The 24,684-nt window shown below is 40.3% G+C and carries 16 protein-coding genes; all 16 read left to right on the top strand.

The genetic code is table 11. The features are described from left to right. Positions 1 to 8 precede the first annotated feature (8 nt). The 16 genes from AC07VK_RS08055 (at position 9) to AC07VK_RS07980 (ending at position 24,670) form a co-directional block, all read left to right on the top strand. Positions 9 to 1,532 carry a RagB/SusD family nutrient uptake outer membrane protein gene (locus AC07VK_RS08055; RefSeq protein ID WP_492959588.1) on the top strand — a complete coding sequence of 508 codons (1,524 nt, stop codon included), beginning with the start codon at positions 9 to 11 and terminating at the stop codon, positions 1,530 to 1,532. Then, entirely contained in the window at positions 1,526 to 3,388 is a 1,863-nt protein-coding gene (locus tag AC07VK_RS08050) for an alkaline phosphatase (RefSeq protein ID WP_492959587.1), read from the top strand. Before AC07VK_RS08055 ends, AC07VK_RS08050 begins: the two co-directional genes overlap by 7 nt. A gap of 114 nt (positions 3,389 to 3,502) precedes the next feature. Continuing rightward, positions 3,503 to 4,405, top strand: a complete 903-nt coding sequence (locus tag AC07VK_RS08045) for a metallophosphoesterase family protein (protein ID WP_492959585.1) — start codon at positions 3,503 to 3,505, stop codon at positions 4,403 to 4,405. Between the two features lie 130 nt (positions 4,406 to 4,535). Beyond that, entirely contained in the window at positions 4,536 to 5,831 is a 1,296-nt protein-coding gene (locus AC07VK_RS08040) for an esterase-like activity of phytase family protein (protein ID WP_492959583.1), read from the top strand. Positions 5,832 to 5,913: 82 nt separating this feature from the next. Continuing rightward, positions 5,914 to 6,402 (top strand): LytR/AlgR family response regulator transcription factor, encoded by a 489-nt coding sequence (locus AC07VK_RS08035; RefSeq protein WP_492959581.1) that lies wholly within the window; start codon positions 5,914 to 5,916, stop codon positions 6,400 to 6,402. Then, positions 6,399 to 6,866, top strand: coding sequence for a hypothetical protein (locus AC07VK_RS08030; RefSeq protein ID WP_492956185.1), 468 nt, complete (start codon positions 6,399 to 6,401; stop codon positions 6,864 to 6,866). The genes AC07VK_RS08035 and AC07VK_RS08030 overlap by 4 nt, the downstream gene beginning before the upstream one ends. Positions 6,867 to 6,987: 121 nt before the next feature. Continuing rightward, entirely contained in the window at positions 6,988 to 8,763 is a 1,776-nt protein-coding gene (locus AC07VK_RS08025; protein ID WP_492959579.1) for an aminopeptidase P family protein, read from the top strand. Between the two features lie 462 nt (positions 8,764 to 9,225). Then, positions 9,226 to 11,991, top strand: coding sequence for a DUF5695 domain-containing protein (locus AC07VK_RS08020; protein WP_492959577.1), 2,766 nt, complete (start codon positions 9,226 to 9,228; stop codon positions 11,989 to 11,991). An 879-nt stretch (positions 11,992 to 12,870) separates the two neighbouring features. After that, positions 12,871 to 14,277, top strand: a complete 1,407-nt coding sequence (locus AC07VK_RS08015) for an aminopeptidase P family protein (RefSeq protein WP_492959575.1) — start codon at positions 12,871 to 12,873, stop codon at positions 14,275 to 14,277. Between the two features lie 248 nt (positions 14,278 to 14,525). Further along, the gene (locus AC07VK_RS08010; RefSeq protein ID WP_492959573.1) at positions 14,526 to 16,202 is read left to right on the top strand and encodes a M1 family metallopeptidase; all 1,677 of its coding nucleotides are present in this window, start codon (positions 14,526 to 14,528) and stop codon (positions 16,200 to 16,202) included. Positions 16,203 to 16,540: 338 nt separating this feature from the next. Further along, positions 16,541 to 17,458 (top strand): dihydrodipicolinate synthase family protein, encoded by a 918-nt coding sequence (locus AC07VK_RS08005; RefSeq protein ID WP_138823618.1) that lies wholly within the window; start codon positions 16,541 to 16,543, stop codon positions 17,456 to 17,458. 14 nt (positions 17,459 to 17,472) lie between these two features. Continuing rightward, positions 17,473 to 19,059, top strand: a complete 1,587-nt coding sequence (locus tag AC07VK_RS08000) for an aldehyde dehydrogenase (NADP(+)) (protein WP_492959571.1) — start codon at positions 17,473 to 17,475, stop codon at positions 19,057 to 19,059. Then, entirely contained in the window at positions 19,052 to 20,053 is a 1,002-nt protein-coding gene (locus tag AC07VK_RS07995; protein ID WP_492959569.1) for a 4-hydroxyproline epimerase, read from the top strand. Before AC07VK_RS08000 ends, AC07VK_RS07995 begins: the two co-directional genes overlap by 8 nt. A gap of 40 nt (positions 20,054 to 20,093) precedes the next feature. Beyond that, positions 20,094 to 21,335 (top strand): NAD(P)/FAD-dependent oxidoreductase, encoded by a 1,242-nt coding sequence (locus tag AC07VK_RS07990; protein WP_492959567.1) that lies wholly within the window; start codon positions 20,094 to 20,096, stop codon positions 21,333 to 21,335. A 563-nt stretch (positions 21,336 to 21,898) separates the two neighbouring features. Further along, on the top strand, positions 21,899 to 22,801 hold the full coding sequence (locus AC07VK_RS07985) for an AraC family transcriptional regulator (RefSeq protein WP_492959565.1): 903 nt from the start codon (positions 21,899 to 21,901) through the stop codon (positions 22,799 to 22,801). A gap of 87 nt (positions 22,802 to 22,888) precedes the next feature. Beyond that, positions 22,889 to 24,670, top strand: a complete 1,782-nt coding sequence (locus AC07VK_RS07980; RefSeq protein ID WP_492959563.1) for a DUF885 family protein — start codon at positions 22,889 to 22,891, stop codon at positions 24,668 to 24,670. Positions 24,671 to 24,684 lie beyond the last annotated feature (14 nt).

The raw sequence follows: 24,684 nt of genomic DNA, 5'->3' as shown, positions 1-24,684 counted from the left end.
AAACAACAATGAAAACAAATTTTAAATATATGGCATTTGCCGCCCTTGCTTTTTTCGCTTCCTGTACAAAAGAGCTTGATATTGTACCTGAAGGATCTCCATCTGCTCAGAACTTCTGGAAAACCAAAGAGGATGCCATAAAAGCAGAAGCTGGAATGTATGAAAATTACAATGCAGAAGACTTTTACGGTCGTGGGATGTTCTGGTTTATCAATGCGAGCGATGATATGGTTACCGGACGTAACAAACCAGAGGCCGATAATATCAAAAATTTTAACCGTACCTATGTTGGCGGAGGTTATACCGAAACCCAATGGAGCATGCGTTATGCCATTATTAAACGCGCCAACGATATCATTATCAATGTACCAGCCATCACAATGGATGAAACCTTGAAAAAACAGATCATAGGCGATGCTTATTTTAACGCCGGACTGGTTTATTTCCAGTTGGCTGCCAATTATGGTAACGATAAAGCCGGAGTGCCGATCGTAACACCAGAGAGTGATCCTTCACAACCGATTGCCCGTGCAAAAAATGTGAATGAAAACTACGATTATATCATTTCACTTTTATTAAAAGCAGCCGATAACCTTCCCTTGTTTTCGGCAATGAAACCAGCTGATTACGGTAAAGCACATAAAACGGCTGCATGGGCTTACTTATCTAAGGTGTACCTGTTTAAAAAAGATTATGCCAATGCCGCTAAATATGCTGATATGGTCATCACTTCAGGTCAGCATGATTTAATTAATACGGGTTTTGCCGATGTTTTTAAGGCTTCAAATAACTGGTCGAAAGAATATATCTGGTCTGTAGTTTGTACGCCAAGCGGTGGCGGAACAGGCTGGGGAAGCAAGCTCCCTGGTGTAATGTTAACCAACAAAGCATGGGGCATTTACAATGGTTGGGGTTATTATCTGCCAACCAAAGAACTTTACGATTCTTACGAAGCTGGCGATCAGCGCCGTGAAGCTACTATTTTGAAACCTGGAGATAAATTTATGTTTTTTGGTGCCGAGCGTAGCTTTACTAAAGATGGAGGAGCAACTTCAAATTACCAGTTTAAAAAATATATGGAGCCGTTTTCATATGCCAACCCAATTCCAACACATGTTAATCCGAATGGAGACAATGGTACAACAGATTTAAATGTGCCCTTAATGCGTTATGCCGAAGTATTGCTGATTAAAGCAGAAGCCGCAATTAACCTTAGCGGTGCAGGGGCAGGCGATACCGAACTGAACAAAATTAGGCTACGCGCAGGTTTGGGGACTAAGACAGGAATGACTATAGACGACCTTAAACGCGAACGCCGTAACGAGCTTGCGGGAGAGTGGGCCGATCGTCACCGTGATTTAGTAAGATGGGGTGATGCTCAGGTAGCTTATGCCAAACCTTTACACGATTTTGATGGAACTGTAATCTGGCCGGCCAGAACATTCAATCCACAGGTACACGATGTTTGGGCCGTACCACAAAGAGAAATTGATAATAGTGCAGGCGTAATTAAACAAAATCCAGGATGGTAAAAGCAAATAAACTGGTACTCATTTTATTGTTGGGTTTAGGTATACATTCAGTTTCTGCCCAGCAGAAACTGAATACCGGTAACGGACACAGTCATAATGATTATAAGCAGCAGATTCCTTTATTGGAGGCTTATTATGCTGGTATGGGATCTATTGAAGCAGATGTGTTTTACCGTAATGGAGAATTGTTTGTTGCCCACGATAGCAGCGAAATCACCTCAGGCAAAACATTGAAAAAATTATATATCGATCCATTGGTGGCATTTTTTAAAGATCATGCCAAGCATCCGTATCCAGATCCGAAGCAGAAACTTCAGCTGGTAATCGATATAAAAGAGGATTATGAACACGTAATTCCGAAATTATTAACCGATTTAAAAGGTAATGAATCTGTTTTCGATCAAGGGATCGATCCTTCAGCCATTAAAATTGTAATGAGTGGAGCTGTTCCGCCCGCCGAAAAGTTTAAGGATTATCCATCGATTATCAGTTTCGATGGCCGTCCCGCAAATCAATACACAAGCGATCAGTTAAAGCATATTGGTATGATTAGCGATGACATTTCTCATTATTCGGTATGGAATGGAAAAGGTACTCCAACGCCAACCGATTTAGAAAAAATGAAAGCGGTGATTGCTAAGGTACATGCATTAGGTAAACCTTTCCGTTTTTGGGCAACCAAAGATAGTCCGAACAGCTGGAAAGAACTGGAGCATATGGGAGTTGATTGGATCGGAACCGATCTTCCGGCACTGCTAAAAGATTTTTATCAGAACCGGGCTAAGCTCGAATATAACAGTTTAAAGGCTTATATACCTTATCAGCCAACCTACAAAAGCGACGGATTAAAAAGCAAAGCCAAAAATGTAATTCTTTTAATAGGGGATGGAATGGGACTGGCACAGATTCAGGCAGGTTTGAGTGCTAATTTTGGTCAATCCAACATCATCACGATTAAACATCTTGGCCTTTCGCGTACCGAAGCTTCCAATTCTGATTTTACTGATTCTGCAGCAGGTGCAACGGCTATGGCTACAGGGCATAAAACCAATAACCGTTATATCAGTGTCGATTCTACAGGTAAAGCACTTCAGTCTATTCCTGATATATTGGCTCCTTATGGTCTTACAAGTGGGATCATCAGCAGTGGCGATATTACCGATGCTACACCTGCCGCATTTTATGCGCATCAGCTTGAACGATCTATGACGAAGGAAATTGCGGCCGATTTTAAGAATAGCCATGTTGATATTCTAGTTGGTTCGAAACGCAAAAGCTTTACCGAGAACCCAGATCAAAAACTGATGGATAAAATCTCGGCCAAAGGTTATACACTGCAGAACGACCTAAAAAGTTTTGTTGCCTCAAATGCGGATAAGCAAATAGTACTTTTAGACGATTCTGCTACGCGGAAAGTATTGGATGGACGGGGAGAAATGCTGAAGACTTCGTTCTTAAAAACGGTTGAATTGCTTTCGAAAAATAAAAAAGGATTTTTCATCATGGCAGAAGGGGCACAGATTGATCATGGCGGGCACGCAAACGATTTGCCTTTCGCGGTAACCGAACAACAAGATTTCGACCGCCTGGTGGGTGAAGCCTTAAAGTTTGCCGATCGGGACGGCGAAACGTTGGTAATCGTTACTGCCGATCATGAAACCGGAGGACTATCACTTCTGGATGCCTCTTATAGAAAAGGAACCGTTCGTGGCAATTTCAGTACAGACGATCATACCAATATCATGGTACCTGTATTTGCTTACGGTCCTGGTTCAGATGCCTTTATGGGAGTATATCCAAACCATCAGATTTTTTATAAAATCATCGAAGCTTATCGTTTAAAGAAAACTCAATAAATCTTTAAAAAATACCAAAATCTGCATAGCGGTGTCTGTATATCCACAGCACCGCTTTTTCTTAACGTTAAAGTAACGTGGCAGCGCTAATTTTGAAACAATAAAAAGAATGTTATGGAAAGAAGATCCGCACTTAAGCATATAGGCGGCCTGTTTTTACTGCCAACGCTGCCTACATTTTCGGCGGCAGCCGATAAAAAACCGGTGCTAAGAGTGGCACACATCACTGATGTGCATCTTAAAAATCAATTTAATGCGCCCGCCAGATTTGTTAAATGCCTGCACCATTTACAGTCGCAATCACCTAAGATAGACCTGGTTTTAAACGGTGGAGATATCGTTTTTGATATGAATAAAGAAAACATCGGCACCATTAACGATCAATGGAAACTGGTAAAAGAGACGATGAGGAACGAATGTAACCTTCCTGTGCATTACTGTTTGGGCAATCACGATATCTGGTGGAACGAAAACACCAAAGGCGATATTTTTTACGGGAAGAAATATGCCATGGATAAATTGCAGCTGGTTAAGCCTTATTATAGTTTGGTGAAGAACGGATGGAAGATTATTGTGCTGGATAGTACCCATCTGGATATCGACAATACCTGGTATATTGGGAAATTGGGCGACGAACAGTTGGCATGGCTTAAAGACGAACTCGAAACAACAAATGCTGAAATGCCTGTAATGGTGATGTCGCACATTCCAATCCTAACTGCACTTTTAATGATTGAAGATGACATTGTAAACAAATGGACCATGTTGGGTGGCGATATGCATACCGATACGAGCAAAATTATCAATCTTTTTTATCAACATCCTAATGTAAAACTGTGTTTAAGTGGCCACCTGCATATGCGCGATAAAGTGGTTTACAATGGTGTTACCTATCTTTGTAACGGTGCCGTATCAGGTGCATGGTGGGAAGGCAACAGAAGAGAAACCGCACCAGGTTATGGACTGGTCGATTTACACGCTGATGGCAGTTTTGAAGAGCAATATGTGAATTATTGATGTATGAAGAAGTCGTCACCCTGAACTTGTTTCAGGGTCTTTTTAGCAGGGATATCAGTCAATTACTATTCTTGTTATTCCCTTAATATTGCCTTCACATTTAGATCCTTGCTTTGTTCAAAAAAGTTAAATGAAGAAAGAATTACTTACCCTAATAGTAGCCATATCTATCGGTATGGTATCATGTAAGAAAAGCCACGAAGAAAGCCCTGCAGAATTTAGCTATCCTGCCGTTGCAGAAGTTTCCGATCCTTCAGTGCTTTTCACAACTGCTGCCGGCGTAAAAGTGTACAACGGAGGTTTTGGATCAGCAGTTGCCGCCGATCCCAACTCGCCGGATGTTTTTTATATGCTAACCGATAGGGGTTCGAATGTTGCCGGACAGCTCGCGAACTCCATCATCATCGGAAAACCTGATTTTGATCCACAGATAGGAAAATTCAGGTTGAAAGATGGGAAATTGGTGCTCGAACAAACCATCGAACTTAAAAATGCATCTGGTAACAAATTAAACGGACTTCCAAACCCTGCGGGAATGGGGGCTTCTGGTGAAACTGCTTACGACTTAAACGGACAAGTGATTGCCCCAAGTGCCGATGGGATCGACTCAGAAGGTTTGGTAAGGGCAGCTGATGGCTCATTTTGGATCAGTGATGAATATGGCCCGCATATTGCACATTTCGATGCCTCAGGTAAAACAATAGAGCGCATTAATCCATTTGGAACAGGAACCGGTGGGCGTACTATTCCAGCTGTATTTGCCAATAGAAGAGCAAACCGTGGCATGGAAGGTTTGGCCATTACCCCAGATGGAAAAACTTTGGTAGGCATGATGCAGTCGCCAATGTACAATCCGTCTAAAGCTGCAGTTGCTAATTCGGTGGTATTAAGAATTTTGACTTTTGATATCGCAAGCGGAGCAACCAAGCAATATGCTTACCTGATGGATAACGCTACTTTAACAGGCGTGAGCGATATTGTTGCCGTTAACAGTACTACTTTCCTAACCATAGAACGTGATGGATTGTATGGCGGCGCAGCAAGCAACCCGGCAACATTTAAAAAAGTTTTTAAAATAGACCTGAGCGGTGCTACCGATATTTCTGATTCCGGCAATGGTGCAACAGGAAAACTTTATGGTGGCAAAACCGTGGAAGAATTGAACAATGCAGCAGGTTTGAGCACAGCGGGAATTACCCCGGTAAGCAAAACCATTGTTTTAGACCTGTTGAAAGATCTGCCTTCCATTTATCCGCACGATAAAGCAGAAGGTTTAGCCTTACTGCCTGGCAATATCCTCGTAATTTCTAACGATGATGATTTTGGTGTGGTGGATAATGGAGCAAGTGGTTTTGCACAAAAAATATTGCCTTTAACAAATTCGGTTGATAGAAACCGTTTATACTTTGTTAAAATTAAACTTTAAAGGATTTAGCCATGTGTCAATTGACTCATGGCTAATTTATATCATGAAATAGGTACAAGTTGTGATGTATTGTCTTATTAGTATGCCCATTACTACCGTACTTTTACCCTTTTTGTGCCTGGTAATAGGAATTGAAGTTTACATTGTTAAGCTTTGTACAGCCTATCTTAATTTGCCTATGTATTATAGCTGTGCAATTGTTGATGATGAACAGCACGCGATTGATTTACTCCATGATTATATTGGAGGTGTCCGTTTTTTAAAACTGTTTAGTGCCTTTAATAACCCCTTTGATGCCTTAAAAACAATTAGTGCCGGCGATAAAATCGATTTTCTTTTTTTAGATATAGATATGGATGGAATGAAGGGCACTGAATTATCTCAGCATCTCCGCTCAAAAGCCAGGTTTGTGATCTATGCGTCCGCCCACCTCGAAAATGAGGTGAGAAAAATAGATTCCAGCTTTGAATGTTATCTTGGTAAACCGATCTCAATGAAACGTTTTGCTGGGACGATTGATAAACTGATACGACTTAATAATTTGCCGATAACAATTGAAAATAGCTTATGATCGAACTTGCTTACCCTTTTAAACAGGAATTTTTAGAAGATGTATCCTATCAGTTAATGCGGGCCAGCATGGGAGACCCATGGTTGGTGCTGTCTGGATGTAAAGTACTGGGGATTATTGATGAAGTTGAGGGTAGCTGGGCCCAGATAGTAGGTGAAGGCATTCCTCCAATGGCAATTAAAGGGATGGGGGATTTGATTAACATGCAGCAATTTAGCTGGTTGCCAAAACTGATTAAAAAACAGTGGCCAAAGTATGTGCTTGATGTAGTCGTAGAAAATGAAGACTGTTACGAAATAATCTGCCATAAAGAGGCTTGTCCCAAACGTTTTAAACAACGCTTTATACCAGGTATCCATGCACTGGCCCAAAGAGAATCTGCGCTTGTTTTTAAAGTAAGGTGCTTCGGGAAATCAGATTGTTATGAGGTGCTTAAAGCGCCGGCGGTCGATCGATACGTTTAATATTTCCAAAATATTTTAAGGGAATACAGCAGTGTTTTAAAAATTACATTAATTCCTGCTTGTTTTAAGCGCTGATGTGAATGTAATATTTAAATTTGGCCCTACAAAAAACTTCCTCAACATGACCTTTGTAGAAAAATTGCAGGCCTTACGCCAATTAATGGCTGCTCAAAAAGTAGATGCTTATATTATTACGGCTGCAGATCCTCACATTAGTGAGTATTTACCGGCACATTATAAAGCTATTCCCTTTGCCTGTGGATTTACGGGGTCGGCTGGCACGCTGGTCATCACGCAAGATTTTGCTGGTTTGTGGACTGATTCGCGATATTTTACGCAGGCAGAAACACAATTAAACAATACTGGTTACGAATTGGTAAAGTTGAAAGTACCGCATACACCCGAGTATATTGGTTGGCTGCTCGAAGTTTTGCCAAAGGGTGCAAAAGTAGGTTTTAACCATCAGCTCATTACGGTAGGTTTAGCCCTCGAGATGCAGAACAGTTTAACCCAGCGTGGAATTGAAATAACTGACGTTGATTTGATCAGCACCATTTGGCTCGATAGGGCAGGGTTGCCAGAAGAAAATGCCATTTTAATAAGCAAAGAAGCTGCGGGGCTTACCGTTTCCGCTAAAATAACTCAGGTAAGAGCTGCTTTAAAAATAAATGGTGCAGATTATCATTTTATTTCATCGCTTGATGACATTGCCTGGCTTTTTAACCTAAGGGGAAAAGATGTAGATTATAATCCTGTAACCTTAAGTTTTGCTTTAATTGCGCCTGCAGCGCTAAAACTCTTTGTCGACAAACAAAAATTGTCGCAAACAGATATCGATACTTTAAATCAGCAGGGCGTAACCTTGCATCCCTATGGTGAGGTGGCTGAGGTATTAAAAAAATTACCAAAAGACGCGCAGGTGTTTATTGACCCTAAACGCACTTGTTTTGGCTTGTACCAGTGTTTGCCTTCAAGAGCTAAAATCGTTTCAGGCATTAATCCAAGCACACACTTAAAAAGTTTAAAGAATAACACTGAGGTTAACCACATTCGTAAGGCCATGTTAAATGATGGGGTTGCTTTAACCAAGTTCTTTAAATGGATGGAAGATCATTTAGGCAAAGAAAAGATTACAGAATGGTCTGCAGCAGAGAAATTGGCCACATTAAGAGCAGAACAAGCCTCTTTCGTAGGCATAAGTTTTAATACCATAGCCGGTTACAATGCCAATGGGGCCTTGCCGCATTATAATGTAACAGCAGAAAGCAATCAGGAAATTACAGCCGATGGTTTGTTTCTCGTCGATTCAGGAGGCCAGTATTTGTATGGTACGACCGATATTACCAGGGTAATGCCTATCGGTAACTGCTCATCAACCCAGTCCGATGATTATACCTTAGTGCTAAAAGGCCTGATTGAAGGTTCTAAACTGATTTTCCCAGAAGGTACCAAAGGTTATCAGATCGATTCCATCTGTAGAAAACCACTCTGGGAACATGCCATAAATTTTGGCCATGGAACGGGGCACGGTATCGGCTTTTTTCTGAATGTACACGAAGGACCTCAGAATATTAGTCCAGCCAATGTAGATGTTGCCTTTAAGCCAGGGATGGTAACCTCCATTGAGCCTGGAATTTATCGCCCTGGAAAACATGGGGTACGCATCGAAAACCTGGTTTTATGTATTGCTAAGGGCAGTAGTGAATTTGGCGATTTTCTCACTTTCGAAACCTTAACCTTATGTTTTATCGATACCGCGATTATCAATAAAACACTTTTGGCTCCAGATCAGATTGAGTGGTTAAATCAATACAATCAAATGGTGTTTGAGAAGCTTCAGCCACTTCTTTCAACAGATGAAGCAGCGTGGCTAAAAGAGAAATGTAAGCCAATTTAATAATCCGTGTTGTCAGTCTGAGCTTGTCGAAGACCTTTATTGCTATTTAGTGATAAACGGCTTAAATTTCCTTATATCTCTTATGTGGTTAATAATCTGACATAGGAAAGCAATTCCTGCATTTCAATTAAAGTCAGTACCTTTCGGCTGTAGTTCCGACTTTACATCGGGAGCTGCCGCTACAATCGTGTTTTGACACCTGGCGTAGGACTAATGGGCTAGGTCCCTTTATGTGTTAATCTGCGCGCTTTGCGTAATCTGCGGGAACCTATAACCTGTATAGTTCGTCATACTTCCTGCTATTCACCATCGATCCCGCCATCCGCTTACCGTCTCACGCCCCAACTCCCCATAAATACACCAATTCTTTACCGATTTTGCGCTATTTTTAAGTTCGATGCCTGCTTTATTTTTTAAATTTTAATTTTGATTTAACCACATTCCTTAATTTCCTTTGTCATTATGATTTTCAAATTAAAAAATAAGAGTACCTTATCCATAATAACTTTTAAAGCAATATTTTGCTGTATTTTATCTTTTCTAAATATTGAGGTAGTTCTGGCCCAATCGCCTTGGATTGCTTTAGGCAAAAAGCCGTCTACATTGGGACTGGAAAATGGATTTTCGACCTACAATGCAGGAGCATTTAATCTAAAGCTTGTTAAGTCATCCCAAACAGTAGCAGGTCTGCAGCCTAAAATGGTTAAAGATTTCGATTTTGTACCCAGCGACAGTTTAAAAGTGCGTAGCTCAGATGGTTTATATCACTTGGGCGATATCAATTTAAAGTTACGCTCCATTGGCGAAGAAGCCTGGAAAAGCTACAGCACAGCCGCAAAACGAAGCCCTGTGAAAAACATTGTTATGGGTAAAAACGTACTCGCTGCTGCCGATCTTGCTGCAACACTTCCGGCTGATATCCCGCTGCAGGTTAAACGGATGTGGGAAATGTTTAACGGAAAGCTTGTGCTCCGCTTCGAACTGAAAAACAAGAGTAATAAAAACGTAGAAATCGGTGCATTAGGTATTCCGATGATTTTCGATAATATTCTCGAAGGCAGAACATTAGAGCAAACCCATGCGAAAAATGTTTTTTACGATCCTTATATCGGAAAAGATGCCGGTTACCTTCAGGTTACCAGGCTAAGTGGGCATGCACCTTCTTTGCTCGTTGCGCCACTGGGACATACGCCGTTTGAGGCTTACAATCCGCTTAATGATGACCGGACACCAAGAGGAATCGCGTTTGAAGGTTTTTATGAGTGGATGGTATATAGTAAAGCCTATGCAGAAAACGAATGGAAAAATGTCGAGCAGTGGAATACGCCGACTTCAACCACTTTAAAACCTGGTGAAACCAGAAGTTATGCCCTTCAGTTTATCCTTTCTGGAGCAGCAAAAGATATCGAAAACAAACTCATTGAAAATAAACGACCAGTCGCGATCTCGGTTCCGGGTTATGTACTGCCTAAAGATGTAGAGGGAAAATTATTTGTTAACTACCCTAAAAAGATTAAAACTATTCAGGTTCAGCCCGAAAATGCCCTACAGGTAAGTGCATTAGCCTCAACCAAAAATGGTTGGAAAAGTTATACTGTAAAGGGAAATACTTGGGGAAGAGCAAGATTGTCTATTACCTATGAAGATGGCCTGGAGCAAAGTATAAATTATAAGGTAATTGAAGCCGAAAGTGATGTGATTGCTGGTTATGGCAATTTTTTAACAACCAAGCAATGGTTTAACCAGGCCGATCCTATTTTTAAAAGAAGTCCTTCAGCTATTACTTACGATAATGAAAAGCAACAGCAGGTAACGCAAGACAATAGGGCATGGATTGCAGGTTTAAGCGATGAGGGTGGTGCAGGTTCGTGGTTGGGCGCAATAATGAAGCAATTGGTGCAGCCCAAAAAAGAAGAAGTTGATAAACTGAAACAATTTGTAGATAGTGTAATGTTTGGGCGGATACAGCTTAAAAACGGTCCTCAGAAATATGGTGTAAAAAAGAGCTTATTTTACTATGCACCAGATTCGCTTCCTAAAGATACTTATGCTGCAGATATCAATTTTAAAACATGGTCTGCATGGCCCAAAAAAGAAGCTGATAACCTGGGCAGGTCTTATAACTATCCGCATGTTGCAGCATCTCATTGGGTGATGTATCGTTTGGCGCGTAATTATAGTGGCCTGGTAGAAGAGCAGAGCTGGAAACAACACCTGATCGACGCCGCTGAAACAGGTATGGCTATGGTTAACATTGCCCCTTATTATGCACAGTTTGGGCAGATGGAAGGTACAGTTTTCTATCTCATCCTAAATGACCTCAAAAACGAAGGACTAACAGCAGAAGCAGCCAGGTTAGAAAATGAAATGAAAAAGCGGGCCAACCACTGGCGTTCGTTACAATATCCATTTGGTAGTGAGATGCCTTGGGACTCTACAGGTCAAGAAGAAGTTTATGTATGGTCGAGCTATTTTGGCTACCAGGACAAGGCAAATGTAACGCTTGATGCCATATTAGCGTATATGCCTGTGGTGCCACATTGGGCATATAATGGTAATGCCCGTCGGTACTGGGATTTTCTTTATGGAGGTAAACTTTCTCGCATCGAACGGATGATCCATCATTACGGTTCAGCACTTAATGCCATTCCTGTATTAATGGATTACCGTAAAAATCCCGGCGACTTTTATCTTTTACGTGCTGGTTACGGTGGACTTTTGGGTTCGATTTCCAATATCACTCAAGAGGGTTTTGCGCCTGCTGCATTTCATGCTTATCCATCAACCTTAAAAAATGACGGCATTACGGGCGATTATGGATCTGGTTTTTTTGGCTATGCGGTTAATACTTCATCGTATATCTTACAACACCCCGAATTTGGTTGGTTAGCTTTCGGTGGCAATTTGAACAAAACTGGCAATAATATCAATGTTAAATTAACTACAGCAGCAAAATCATCGGTTTACATTGCTGCTGCGGGCCTTTGGGTTAGTCTTGATGCGGGTACCATTGATGAGGTAAATTATAATACGGTAAATGGCGAAATTCGCCTAAAACTGAGCAAAGCAAATGAATATACACCTAATGCCCTATTGAGGTTTTTACAACCTGCAAAAATTAATGGCGTTGGTGCTTATACTGTAAAAAGCAGTGGCGTTAGGAAGAGGGGAGGATACGAGTTTCCACTTGCAAAAGCACATACAACTGAGATCATTCTTCAAAGATAATATCAGTTTTTTCTACTGTCTCCGCCCCGTGAACTAAAATTTACGGGGCTTTTTTTTCTTAATTAATATTGATAACCAATAGGATATGTACTTTATCAATATTATAAATTGATATAAGATGTTTATATTATTTGTATTACAGATTATTAAAGTTAAATATTGAATTTAGTAGAAGTATTTTATAGATTGAAGACCATTGATTTTGTTCTATTTATAGCTAAATAATTACTTCATATTAATTGATTCAAAATTTTGTATTTCAGTAAAATATTTAATTTAATAATAATATAGTCCATTTAAATTGCTTAGATTGTTCTTGTTTGTCACAAAGTGATTCCTCTGGAATAAGAGGATGGTGTGAGAAAAGCGATTTTATCGCCAATAAAAAAACATTTTGATTGAAAAGTGGGGCTCGTTAATTTATTGTTCTTATTTCTTTAAGGGTCGTCATCTCGACTGGAGTGCAACGCAATGGAGAGATCTTTGTAGCAAATTATCGAAATGAAATTTAAAAGATTTTGCTTCGCAGAGCTTTTGGATTCTTCACTAAGGTCAAAATAACGATACTTCAAGGCCGTTTGTCTCCATAAAATTCACTCATTTATATTGATTTTACATAATAGATTGCCCCCTCAGAATGACAAAATAAACTTCATAAATGTTCTGTGCATCCGCGGCTAAAATTGTTAACGATATCATAAACTTTCTTTAACCCCCCTTTAAGTGTGCAGATTTTACCCTTATTTTTCGCTAACCTGAAATTTATTGTGATTTTTGTGCCATAACCATAGCTTATAATTTGCAGATATAAACCATATTTTATCCATTCATTTTAATTCTGATGTAATGAATATGGCTTTTTGGATATTTGCTTAACACATGAAAAATATGTTTGAAAAGAAAATCTACCTCCAACGAAGAGCAGCATTAAAATCAAAGATAAATTCTGGAATATTACTCTTTTTGGGTAATGAAGAAAGTCCGATGAATTATAAGGACAATACCTACCATTTTAGGCAGGATAGTACCTTTTTATATTATTTCGGGATTAGTGAGCCATCATTGGGCGCTATTATCGACCTTGATGAAGATCAGGTTATCCTTTTTGGCGATGAAATGAGCATTGATGATATCGTGTGGATGGGCAGACAGAAAACACTTGAAGAAAAAAGTTTGGATGCCGGCTTGACCAAAGTTCTGCCTTTAGCGCAACTGGATACTTATCTTAAGCAATACCAGGATAAAAAGCGTCAGGTTCATTTCTTGCCCCCTTATCGTTCAGAAAATAAAATTAAATTGGCTGATTGGCTTAATTTGCCTGTCGATCAGCTTAAAGAAAAAGCATCTCTTAGTTTTATTAAAGCCGTTGTAGCACAACGATCAATTAAATCTGTCGAAGAAATTGAAGAATTAGACCGTGCAGCAGCAATATCGGCCGATATCCATTTAATGGTGATGCAACAGGCAAAACCTGGTATGTACGAACGCGAACTTGCCGCAAAAATTCAAGGTGCTGCATTGGCTTCGGGCGGTAATCTGGCTTATCCGGTTATACTAACTGTTCGTGGCGAAATTTTGCACAACCACTATCATGGTAATCAGCTACAGGAAGGTCAGCTGGTTTTGAACGACTCTGGTGTAGAAACAGCTTTAGGTTATGCAGGCGATCTTACCCGTACTTTTCCGGTAGGCAAAAAGTTTAGTGCCGAGCAAAAAGACGTTTATGATATTGTATTGAATGCTTATACGCATGGCAAAAACATGTTGGCACCGGGCGTAAGATATTTAGATGTGCATTTGGCTTCGTGTAAAATGCTGGCACAGGGTTTAAAAGATATTGGCCTGATGAAAGGTAATATCGACGATGCGGTGCAGGCCGGTGCGCATGCGATGTTCTTTCAATGTGGAACAGGTCATATGATGGGCTTAGATGTACACGATATGGAAGATTTAGGCGAGCAATATGTAGGTTATACCGATGAACTGACTAAAAACACCACTCAGTTCGGATTGAAATCGTTGAGGTTGGGCAAAGCACTTGAAGCAGGATATGTGTTAACGGTAGAGCCAGGTGTTTATATTATTCCCGAACTTATAGACCGTTGGAAAGCCGCTAACCAATTTACCGAATTCATTAACTATGATAAATTGGAACAGTTCAGAAACTTTAGCGGTGTAAGGGTTGAAGACGATTTTTTGGTTACCGAAAACGGAAGCAGGATGCTGGGTAAACATTTAGCTTTAACCACCGATGAAATCGAATCGATTAGAAGTGGGGCTTATTAACAAAGGTGCTTATTGGGATTAACAAATCTTTTTGTTTTGGAGCGCGGGACTTTTCGATTTTTGAAAGGATGGCAGGGTTAGAAACCTCGGACAGACGCACAGAACTAAAGTTAAATAAACCTGATAAAACGGATGCTCCCGATTCTTCATCGGAGCAGGAGGGATAGCAGGGCCGAACTAACCGATAAAGTACTGCAATTGCTTTTCAAATTAATAATATACGATCGCAACATGATAACCAGCAAAAGATGAGAAAATTAACACTTACAACCTTAACCATGGTCTTAGTATTGTTCAGTACAATACTTTTCGCACAGTCACCCAAAAAGGTTTACACTTTGGCCGATACCTTAAGGGGGAGCCTTAATGCCGAACGTACCTGGTGGGATGTGCAGCGTTATGAACTTTCTGTTAAACCCGATTATAATGATAAAAGTATAACGGGCTCGAATAAAATCGTATATAAAGTAGTGCAGCATAATAATGGTAGTACCCGCATGCAGATCGATCTGCAGGAACCATTAATTATTGATAGTGTGCTGTATAACGGAAGTTCAAAGGTGAAATTCGAACATGTGGGCAGTGTTTGGTATGTGCATGTTCCGGCACAGAAATTATCAGCACAGAATAACGTACATATTTTTTACCATGGTAAGGTTCACCAGGCCAAAAGGGCACCTTGGGATGGTGGTTTTATCTTCACCACCGATTCGCTTTCGCGCCCGTGGATGACGGTTGCCTGTCAGGGCTTAGGCGCTTCAGTCTGGTATCCGAATAAAGATCATCAAAGCGACGAGCCTAATCTGGGCGCTTCTTTAACGATGACGGTTCCTGATACCTTGGTAGCGGTAGGCAATGGGCGCCTGGTATTCAAGAAAGATAACCACAATGGCACTACAACCTATCAGTACAATGTTAAAAATCCGATCAGTAATTATTGCATTATCCCTTACATTGGCAAGTACGTTAATTTTAAGGAGAAATATGCAGGTGAAAAAGGTGCATTAGATGTGAATTATTGGGTACTCGATTACAATTACCCAAAGGCGAAGACCTACATGCCCGATCAGGTGCATAAAATGATGAAAAGCCTGGAACATTGGTTTGGCCCTTATCCTTTTTACGAAGATGGTTATCAATTGATCGATGCTTCGCACACCGGAATGGAGCACCAATCGGCAGTATCTTATGGTAATGGTTATAAGTTTGGCTATAGAGGTAGAGACATGTCGGGCGATGGTTGGGGCTTAAAATGGGATTTCATCATTATCCACGAAAGCGGGCACGAATGGTTTGGAAATAACATTACCACCAACGATCTGGCCGATATGTGGGTGCACGAAGGATTTACCAATTATAGCGAAACCCTTTTTGTAGATTACATTTTTGGTAATAAAGCTGGAAATGAATACAATTTTGGGATCAGAAAAGGCATTCGCAATGATAGCCCTATTATTCCCCCATATGGTGTAAATGCGCAGGGCAGTGGCGATATGTATCCAAAAGGAGGGAACATGTTACACGCTATCAGGCATAGCTTAAATAACGACGAACTTTTTAGGTCGATATTGCGCGGACTCAATCAAACCTTTTACCATAAAACGGTAACTACTGCACAGATCGAAAATTATGTTTCTAAAAAAGCAGGTTACAATTTTTCAAAAGTTTTTGATCAGTACCTGCGTACGGTGCAAGTTCCTACATTTGAATATTACTTAAAAGATGGTAAAGCTTTTTATCGTTACAGCAATTGTATTAAAGGTTTCAATCTGCCTTTAAGCCTGAAAAAAGAAGGTGTTAAAACGCTTAAAATTATTCCTTCGCAAAACTGGCAACAGGTTACATTGGCTAAAGGTCAAGATGCGCTTTTTACAAAATCGGGTATCGAATTTATGTACTACCTACAGGTGAAAAATATAAAATAGTTCATGCTGAAATAGGCGAGGCAGGAGGGTGTTATGCATCCGATTGATTTTATTAAAGGTATTCTTTTTCGGAAGGCTACCTTTTTTTGTTATATCTCATTTGCTTTACAAAGGTTCCCAGCTTTTTCTGATTAGTTTTGTCTGATTCAAATGGCGTATTTATGACCAATATCGGTTAAAATCCAACAATATTACTGGCTGGCAATCTCCTAACTTTGAATATCGTTTAAATGAATTTATCGACTATAATTTAATTGAATGATTTACCAATTACACCGGTTTGGATTAAAAGCCCAGATTAAATTTTTGAACCTTAATTATTAAAACATAACATTACAATGAGTATCAAATGGACTGGGGTTTTCCCTGCTGTAACTACAAAATTTACAGCAAACGATGAGTTAGATTTTCCGGCTTTCGATTTAAACATCGAAGCGCAATTAGAAGCAGGTGCTGAAGGGATTATTTTAGGCGGATCGCTTGGCGAAGCCAGTGTACTAACCGATGAAGAAAAGTTCGGTCTGTTATCGCATACCTTAACTGTAGTAAATGGCCGTGTACCGGTTTTATTGAATATTGCAGAGTCGACTACCAAAAAAGCAATCGAAGTAGCTAAAAAAGCTGAATCACTCGGTGCACAAGGTTTAATGTTGTTGCCGCCAATGCGCTATAATGCTGCTCCAGACGAAACTTTGGCCTTTTTTGGTGCCATTGCTGAAAGCACAAGTTTGCCGATCATGATTTATAACAATCCTGTTGATTATAAAATCGAAGTTACCTTAGATATGTTCGAGGTTTTGACTAAATACGATAACATCCAGGCAATCAAAGAATCAACAAGAGATGTATCAAACGTAACCCGATTGATTAACCGCTTTGGCGACCGTTTCAAAATCTTTACTGGGGTAGATCCATTGGCGATGGAAAGCATTGTGATGGGTGCGCATGGATGGGTTGCAGGTTTAGTAGATGCTTTCCCGAGAGAAACAGTGGCTATTTTCAGATTAATTAAAGAAAACCGCATTGCTGAGGCGCTAACCATTTACCGTTGGTTTTTACCTGTACTTGAGTTGGATATTCATGCAAAATTAGTACAGTACATTAAACTGGCAGAGGTAGCAACCGGATTGGGAACAGAAGCTGTTCGTGCACCTCGTTTGCCACTAAGCGGCGCAGAAAGAGAAAAAGTGTTGAAAATTATTAACGATGCATTAGCTGTTCGTCCGGAACTACCTGCAGGTAGCTGGGGGAAATAGTTTAAAAACCAAATATGAACGGAAAAAATATTGTAGCCAGCACCTATATAGAAGTTAATGAAAAAAGCCTTAAAGCCGTTAATCCTGCAACAGGATTAACGCTTGACGGTGAATTTTTTAAAGCGAACGATAGTCTTGTTAATGATGCTTTAACGTCGGCAACATCGGCTTTCCAAAGCTATAGAAGCCTAAACAAAGATCTTAAAGCTGCCTTTTTAAATGCAATTGCTGATGAAATCGCCAATCTTGGCGGAGAGCTGGTAGACAGGGCTTCGGCAGAAAGTGGTTTGCCTTTAGGCCGTTTACAGGGCGAACTGGGCAGAACAACTGGTCAGTTAAGGTTATTTGCCAATCTGGTTGCCGAAGGCTCTTGGGTTGATGCAATTATCGATACTGAACTGCCTGAAAGACAACCTTTACCACGGCCAGATATTAGACGAATGCTGATCCCAATCGGGCCGGTAGTGGTTTTTGGTGCCAGTAACTTCCCACTTGCTTTTTCAGTAGCAGGTGGCGATACAGCATCAGCACTAGCTTCTGGTTGCCCTGTAGTAGTTAAAGCACATCCCGCACATTACGGAACCAGTGCTTTGGTAGGCGGTGCCATTATCAAAGCTGCTGAAAAAACGGGAATGCCTAAAGGTGTTTTCTCTTTGTTGTATGATGATGGTTATACCATTGGAGCTGGCTTGGTTCAGCATCCATTAACCAAAGCAGTAACGTTTACAGGTTCGCTTAAAGGCGGAATGGCCTTGATTAATCTGGCGCAACAGCGCGAACAACCTATTCCGGTTTTTGCCGAAATGGGAAGTATTAATCCGGTAATTTTTCTTCCCAGGGCCATAGAAAACCAGGCAGAAGAACTGGCTAAAAAATATGCTGCATCAATTACTTTGGGCGCTGGTCAGTTTTGTACCAACCCGGGTTTATTATTAGCGGTGCAATCGCCGGCACTTGAAAATTTTAAAGCCGTTTTAAAAGAAGCAATTTCAACTATTCCATCTGCAACTATGCTAACCGAAGGTATTGCCAATAATTATGGTAAACTTTCTGCTGAAGTAGTAAATGAAGGTGGTGTTGCGCTTTTATCGGCATCAACAGTAAAAAATACTGAACTTCAAAATCAATCAGAGGCGAAAATTGCTCAGGTTAGTGCTGCCGATTTTATCAAAAATCCAAAACTCCGTGAAGAAATTTTCGGCCCATATTCGCTGTTGGTTGTTGCTCAGGATATTGCTGAACTTGAAAAAGCCATTGATGTGCTGGAAGGACAGCTTACCGTAACCTTAATGGCCGAAAAACAGGAACTTCTGCATTATCAAACTTTGGTAAATAAACTGACTGATAAAACCGGAAGGATTATTTTAAACGGTGTGCCTACAGGTGTGGAAGTTTGCGCAGCCATGCAACATGGTGGACCATTTCCTGCTACCAATGATAGTCGTTTTACTTCAGTTGGTTCAACTGCAATCAACCGTTTTGTAAGGCCATTGGCTTATCAGGACTGGGAGCAGGAATTATTGCCGGATGAATTGAAAGACGGAAATCCTTTAGGTATTTTCAGAATGGTTAACCAGATATTAACGAAATCTCATGAGTAAAACTTTTTTTTGTGTAGATGCACATACTTGCGGAAATCCGGTTAGGTTAGTTGCAGGCGGCGGTCCTCAGCTTATTGGCTCAAATATGAGCGAAAAACGTCAGCATTTTTTGAAAGAATTCGATTGGATCAGAACAGGTTTAATGTTCGAGCCACGTGGCCATGATATGATGTCGGGCAGTATTCTTTATCCGCCTCACGATCCAGCTAATGATGTAGCTGTACTTTTTATCGAAACCAGTGGCTGCCTTCCAATGTGCGGCCACGGTACTATCGGAACCATTACTATTGCCATAGAGGAAGGATTGATTCAGCCCAAAATACCAGGGGTGATCAGAATGGAGGCCCCGGCCGGATTAGTCTTGATTGAATATAAGCAGGAAGGTAAAAAGGTTAAATCGGTTAAGCTGAAGAACGTAGCTTCTTACCTGGCAGCAGAAAATTTAGAAGTAGAATGCCCAGATTTAGGTATGCTTACTTTTGATGTAGCTTATGGCGGTAACTTTTATGCCATTGTAGACCCGCAGGAAAATTTTCCGGGACTGGAAAACTACACCGCTTCGCAACTGATTACCTGGAGCCAGACCATTAGAAAACGCATTAATGAGCAATATACTTTTGTACATCCTTTAGACCCGACGATAAATGGCTGTAGCCATGTGCTGTGGACCGGTAAAACAATCGATCCTACATCAACCGCCAGGAATGCAGTTTTTTATGGCGATAAAGCCATCGATCGTTCACCATGTGGAACGGGTACTTCAGCCCGCCTGGCACAGTGGTTTGCTAAAGGAAAATTAAAACAGGGAGAAGATTTTATCCACGAAAGTTTTATCGGTAGCAAGTTTATCGGAAGAGTAGAGGAGGTTGTAGACCTGAACGGAATTAAAGCCATTATACCAAGTGTAGAGGGCTGGGCAAAAATTTATGGTTACAACACCATTAAAATAGATGCCGAAGATGATCCATATGCATATGGATTTCAGGTGATTTAGGGAGTTTTTAAAAAGAATATCAGCAGTATAAATTAAAAGAATGTCGAAAGTATTAATTATAGGTGGTGGAATTGTAGGCCTAACTTCAGCGTATTATCTGCAGAAAAGGGGTTACGAAGTAACAGTTTTAGATAAGGGAGATATTACAGACAACTGCTCATTTGGTAATGCAGGGATGATTGTGCCCAGTCATTTTGTGCCTTTGGCTGCACCGGGCATGATAAAACAGGGTATCCGTTGGATGTTTGACAGCAAAAGCCCTTTTTATGTTCGCCCATCTTTAAATGGGAACCTCATTAACTGGGGCTTGAAATTTATGAAACATGCCACGGCAAAACATGTGAGCCAATCGGCAGTACCTTTACGCGATTTATCGCTGCTTAGCAAAAAACTATATGAAGGATTGGCTAAAGAGCCTGATTTCGATTTCGAATTAACGAACAATGGTATTCTGGCATTTTATAAAACAGAAAAAGCAGGAGAAGAAGAAGCGCATTTAGCTGCAAGGGCAATTGAACTGGGTTTGGATATGGCTGTGTTAACAGCCGACGAATGCCGCGCGTTACAACCCGATTTAAAATTAGATGTTTTAGGCGCCGTACATTATCGTTGCGATGCACACCTTTACCCAACAAAGTTGATGAATGCTTTGCTTAAGTATTTGTTAAACAATGGTGTTAAAATAGAACGTAATAAAGAGGTTGATAAAATAGAAACGGTTGGCAATCGAATTATGAAGGTTTTTACAGGCAATACCGCCTGGGAAGCCGATCAGTATGTTCTGGCAACTGGTTCATGGTCGCCTGCTGTAGCTAAAATGGCCGATGTTAAAATATCTTTAATGCCAGGTAAAGGTTATTCTTTTATGGAGCCAGAACCTCAGCAACGGCTAACTATTCCGGCATTGCTATGTGAAGCCAGAGTGGCTATAACACCAATGAACGGGCAGATTAGGTACGGTGGTACAATGGAATTAGATAAAATTAATACGCGCATTAATATGCAAAGGGTTAAAGGGATTGTAGAATCGGTTCCGGCTTATTTCCCGGATTTAAAACCCGCACTTCCAGCAGAAAAAGATATCTGGTATGGTTTCCGTCCGTCATCACCAGATGGTTTGCCCTACATTGGCAGAAGCGAAAAAAGAGAAAATCTAATTATCGCTACCGGCCACGGCATGATGGGTTTAAGTTTAGGCCCCGCAACAGGTTTGTTGGTTAGCCAGATTGCTTCGGGCATAGCTACTGATCTAAAAATGGAGCCATTCGCAGTTGTTAGATAGTATTGAATTTATATTATGCATTTCGTCATTCCCAAGATGTCAGTTTTAGAAAGTGGTTGGTATGACATGTTGGGAGGTATCTTCATCTCGACCGTAGTGTTCCGAAGGAACTCCTTTGGAGGAGAGATCCTTGAACTATATTAAAAGATTTCTCCGTTTCGCTGTGCTTCAGTCGAAATGACGCGTGATTTTTGGAATCTGTCATTGATAACTCGATTGGAAATCGTTAGGCAGCAAGCTTAAATCAAGGAAGTCAAGCTTTCAAAACTTGACTTCCTTGATTTAACTCAGTTTCTCACCAATTTTCCCAAAAAAATGCCAGAATAGACTGCTAATTCAAAAATAGCAGACTTTACTCATTCAAATTAATCGTCTTATATCTTGCTTTACAGTAGGTTAAACTAAATTTGTAGTGATTTACGAGCTGCCGAATTCATAATCGAATCCGTCATATATTATCAAATTATAGCAGGATTTTAACCTTATTTAGGTTTTATTGGTTTATTTGAGTTAATATTCATACATTCAATTCGTAATCAAACTCAACCAACTAAACCAAAATTATGAAAGTATTACCATTTACCATGCTTGTTCCCGATGACAAGAGTGTGATATCGGAACATATTGAACTTCCATATTTTTACCAATACCTGCACCGACATGATGAGTGGCAGATAACTTACATAGAAAAAGGAGAAGGTACATTAATTGCGGGGAATGATATGCATGCTTTCCGATCGGGCGATATTTTTGTAATTGGGGCAAAACTTCCACATCTTTTTAAAAGCAATCCCGAATATTTCTGTGCTGAGAACAATAAAACAATCAAAGCATGTTCTATTTACTTCAATCCCAATGGTATTTTAGGTGCTTTATTCAATCTTCCCGAAATGAAGATGGCAAGTGCTTTTTTGGCTAAAAACAAACATGGTTTCAAAATTCCTGCTGCTTTTACTAAAAACATGGTAACCAAAATGTTCAATGTTCATCAGGCATCAGGCGTTGATGTGCTGTTTAACTTTCTGAAATTGGTTAACAGTCTTCAGGATTTAAATGAGAATGTAGAATCGTTGTGTTCAGATATGTATTCTTCTAACGTAACCGAAAATGAAGGTATGCGGTTGAGTAAGATCATTAACTTTATCACCGAAAACTACAATAATCAGATTTCTTTAGAAGATGTAGCCAATGCCGCGTTTATGACGCCTCAGGCTTTCTGCAGGTATTTTAAGAAACATACCGGACATACTTTCGTATCCTTTTTAAACGAAGTTAGAATTAACGATGCCTGTAAAAGTCTTATTTCGGGTGAGAAAGCCGATTGCATTTCAGGTGTAGCCTATAAAGCCGGTTTCAATAGTATTACCAATTTTAACCGGGTATTTAAAAGTATTATTGGTCAGTCGCCAAGAGCATATATCGATACTTATAATAATGTGAGCAGGGTGAGCTATGTAGGCGCCTAAACAAAAAAAACACTTTTATTTTTTAAAAAAAGCGAGCCATTTTTTCAAATGGAGGCAAATGCTATTCGCCAAATTTAACCAAACCAAATGCAAAACAAATTGAAGTTTTTTGTCCTCTTGTTAATGGTAAGCCTGTTATCAGGTACTTTTGTATTAGCCCAAACATCAAACGAAAGTTTGTACGAACAAACCAGCGAAATGGGTACGCTGATAGTAGGCTACCAAAGGGATGTAGATGCCATTAACGATTTCTATTATCCTTATTCCGCAGGAGGTACTTATTCTTTTCCGATGACTACTTTTAAGAGCCCTGAACAAAGAAAACGCCTGCAAGACATCAACAAAGATTATTTAAGCAAGTTAAAATCGGCCAAATTTGAAGGCTTTAGTATTTATGGCAAAGTAGATTATATCCTCCTTAAAAAACAGATAGAGTCTTCTGCCTGGCTCTTAGGTAAAGAGGAAACAGAATATAATGCCCTGTCGAAGTATTTTACCTTTGCCGATGCAATTTATGCACTCGAAAAGCTGAGAAGAAGGGGCACTTATAAAGAAGGATCTTTACTGGCTGTCCAGATGACCGAAATCGCGAAGCAGATTGATACCCTGGGCCAAAATTTCACGAAGCAGGTAAGCCTCAAACCCGATCAGCTTAAAATGGCAACAGCCATAACCTTGAGTTTAAAACACCGTTTAAAAGGTTTTTATCAGTTTTATATGGATTATGAGCCTGGTTTTACCTGGTGGGCACCAAAACCATACGAAAAATTAGATCTCGCTTTGACCAATTACGCTAAGTTTTTTAACGATAAAGGAGATCTTGTACCAGCAACAAAATCAAATAAACCAGAAATTAGGGGCAATCCCATTGGAAGGGAAGAACTGATCAGGCAATTAAATGCAGAACTTATCCCTTACACACCAGAAGAACTGATTAAGCTTGCCGAAACAGAATTTAAGTTTTGCGACGAAGAACTTTTAAAAGCATCGGCAGCAATGGGCTTCGGTAAAGACTGGAAAAAAGCCCAGGAAAAAATCAAGAACAGTTATGTGCCCTTAGGCAAACAACCAGAATTGATTGTAAAACTACAGGATGATGCCTTAAACTTTATAAAAGCCAACGATCTGATCAATATTCCTGCACTGGCAGAAGAAACCTGGGGCATGGTCATGATGTCGGCCGAACGCCAATTGGTAAATCCATTTTTTACCGGCGGGCGCGAAATTAGTATTTCCTACCCAACAAATTCAATGGAAGAAGATGATAAGTTAATGAGTATGCGGGGTAATAATCCTTATTTTTCGAGGGGAACCGTGCAGCACGAACTCTTACCGGGTCATCATTATCAATATTTTATCAATAACCGTTATAAAAGCTACCGCGATCCTTTTAAAACTCCTTTTAGTGTAGAAGGCTGGCCTTTATACTGGGAGCTTTTACTCTACGATAAAGGCTTTGCCAAAACTCCCGAAGAAAAAATGGGCATGCTTTTCTGGCGGATGCACCGTTGCGCGAGGATTCTTTTTTCGCTAAACTTTCATCTTGGTAAATGGACTCCTCAGCAGTGTGTCGATTTTCTGGTCGATCGGGTAGGACACGAACGCGCCAATGCAGAAGGCGAAGTACGAAGATCTTTCAAAGGCGATTACAGTCCTTTGTATCAGGTAGCTTACCTTACTGGTGGTCTTCAGCTTTTTGCGCTGAAAAAGGAATTGGTTGATAGTGGTAAGATGAGCTTCAAAGCTTTTCACGATGCGGTAATTAAAGAAAACTTAATTCCTGTAGAAATGATCAGGGCTACTTTAACCAATCAGCCCTTAACCCGCGATTTCACTACCTCTTGGCATTTTTACGGCCAACTTAAATAAGTAAATAAACTCAC

The sequence above is a fragment of the Pedobacter sp. GW821-FHT01D05 genome, assembly GCF_059422505.1.
The sequence above is the reverse complement of the archived record's forward strand: the minus strand, read 5'-3'. Positions and strand labels throughout refer to the sequence as shown.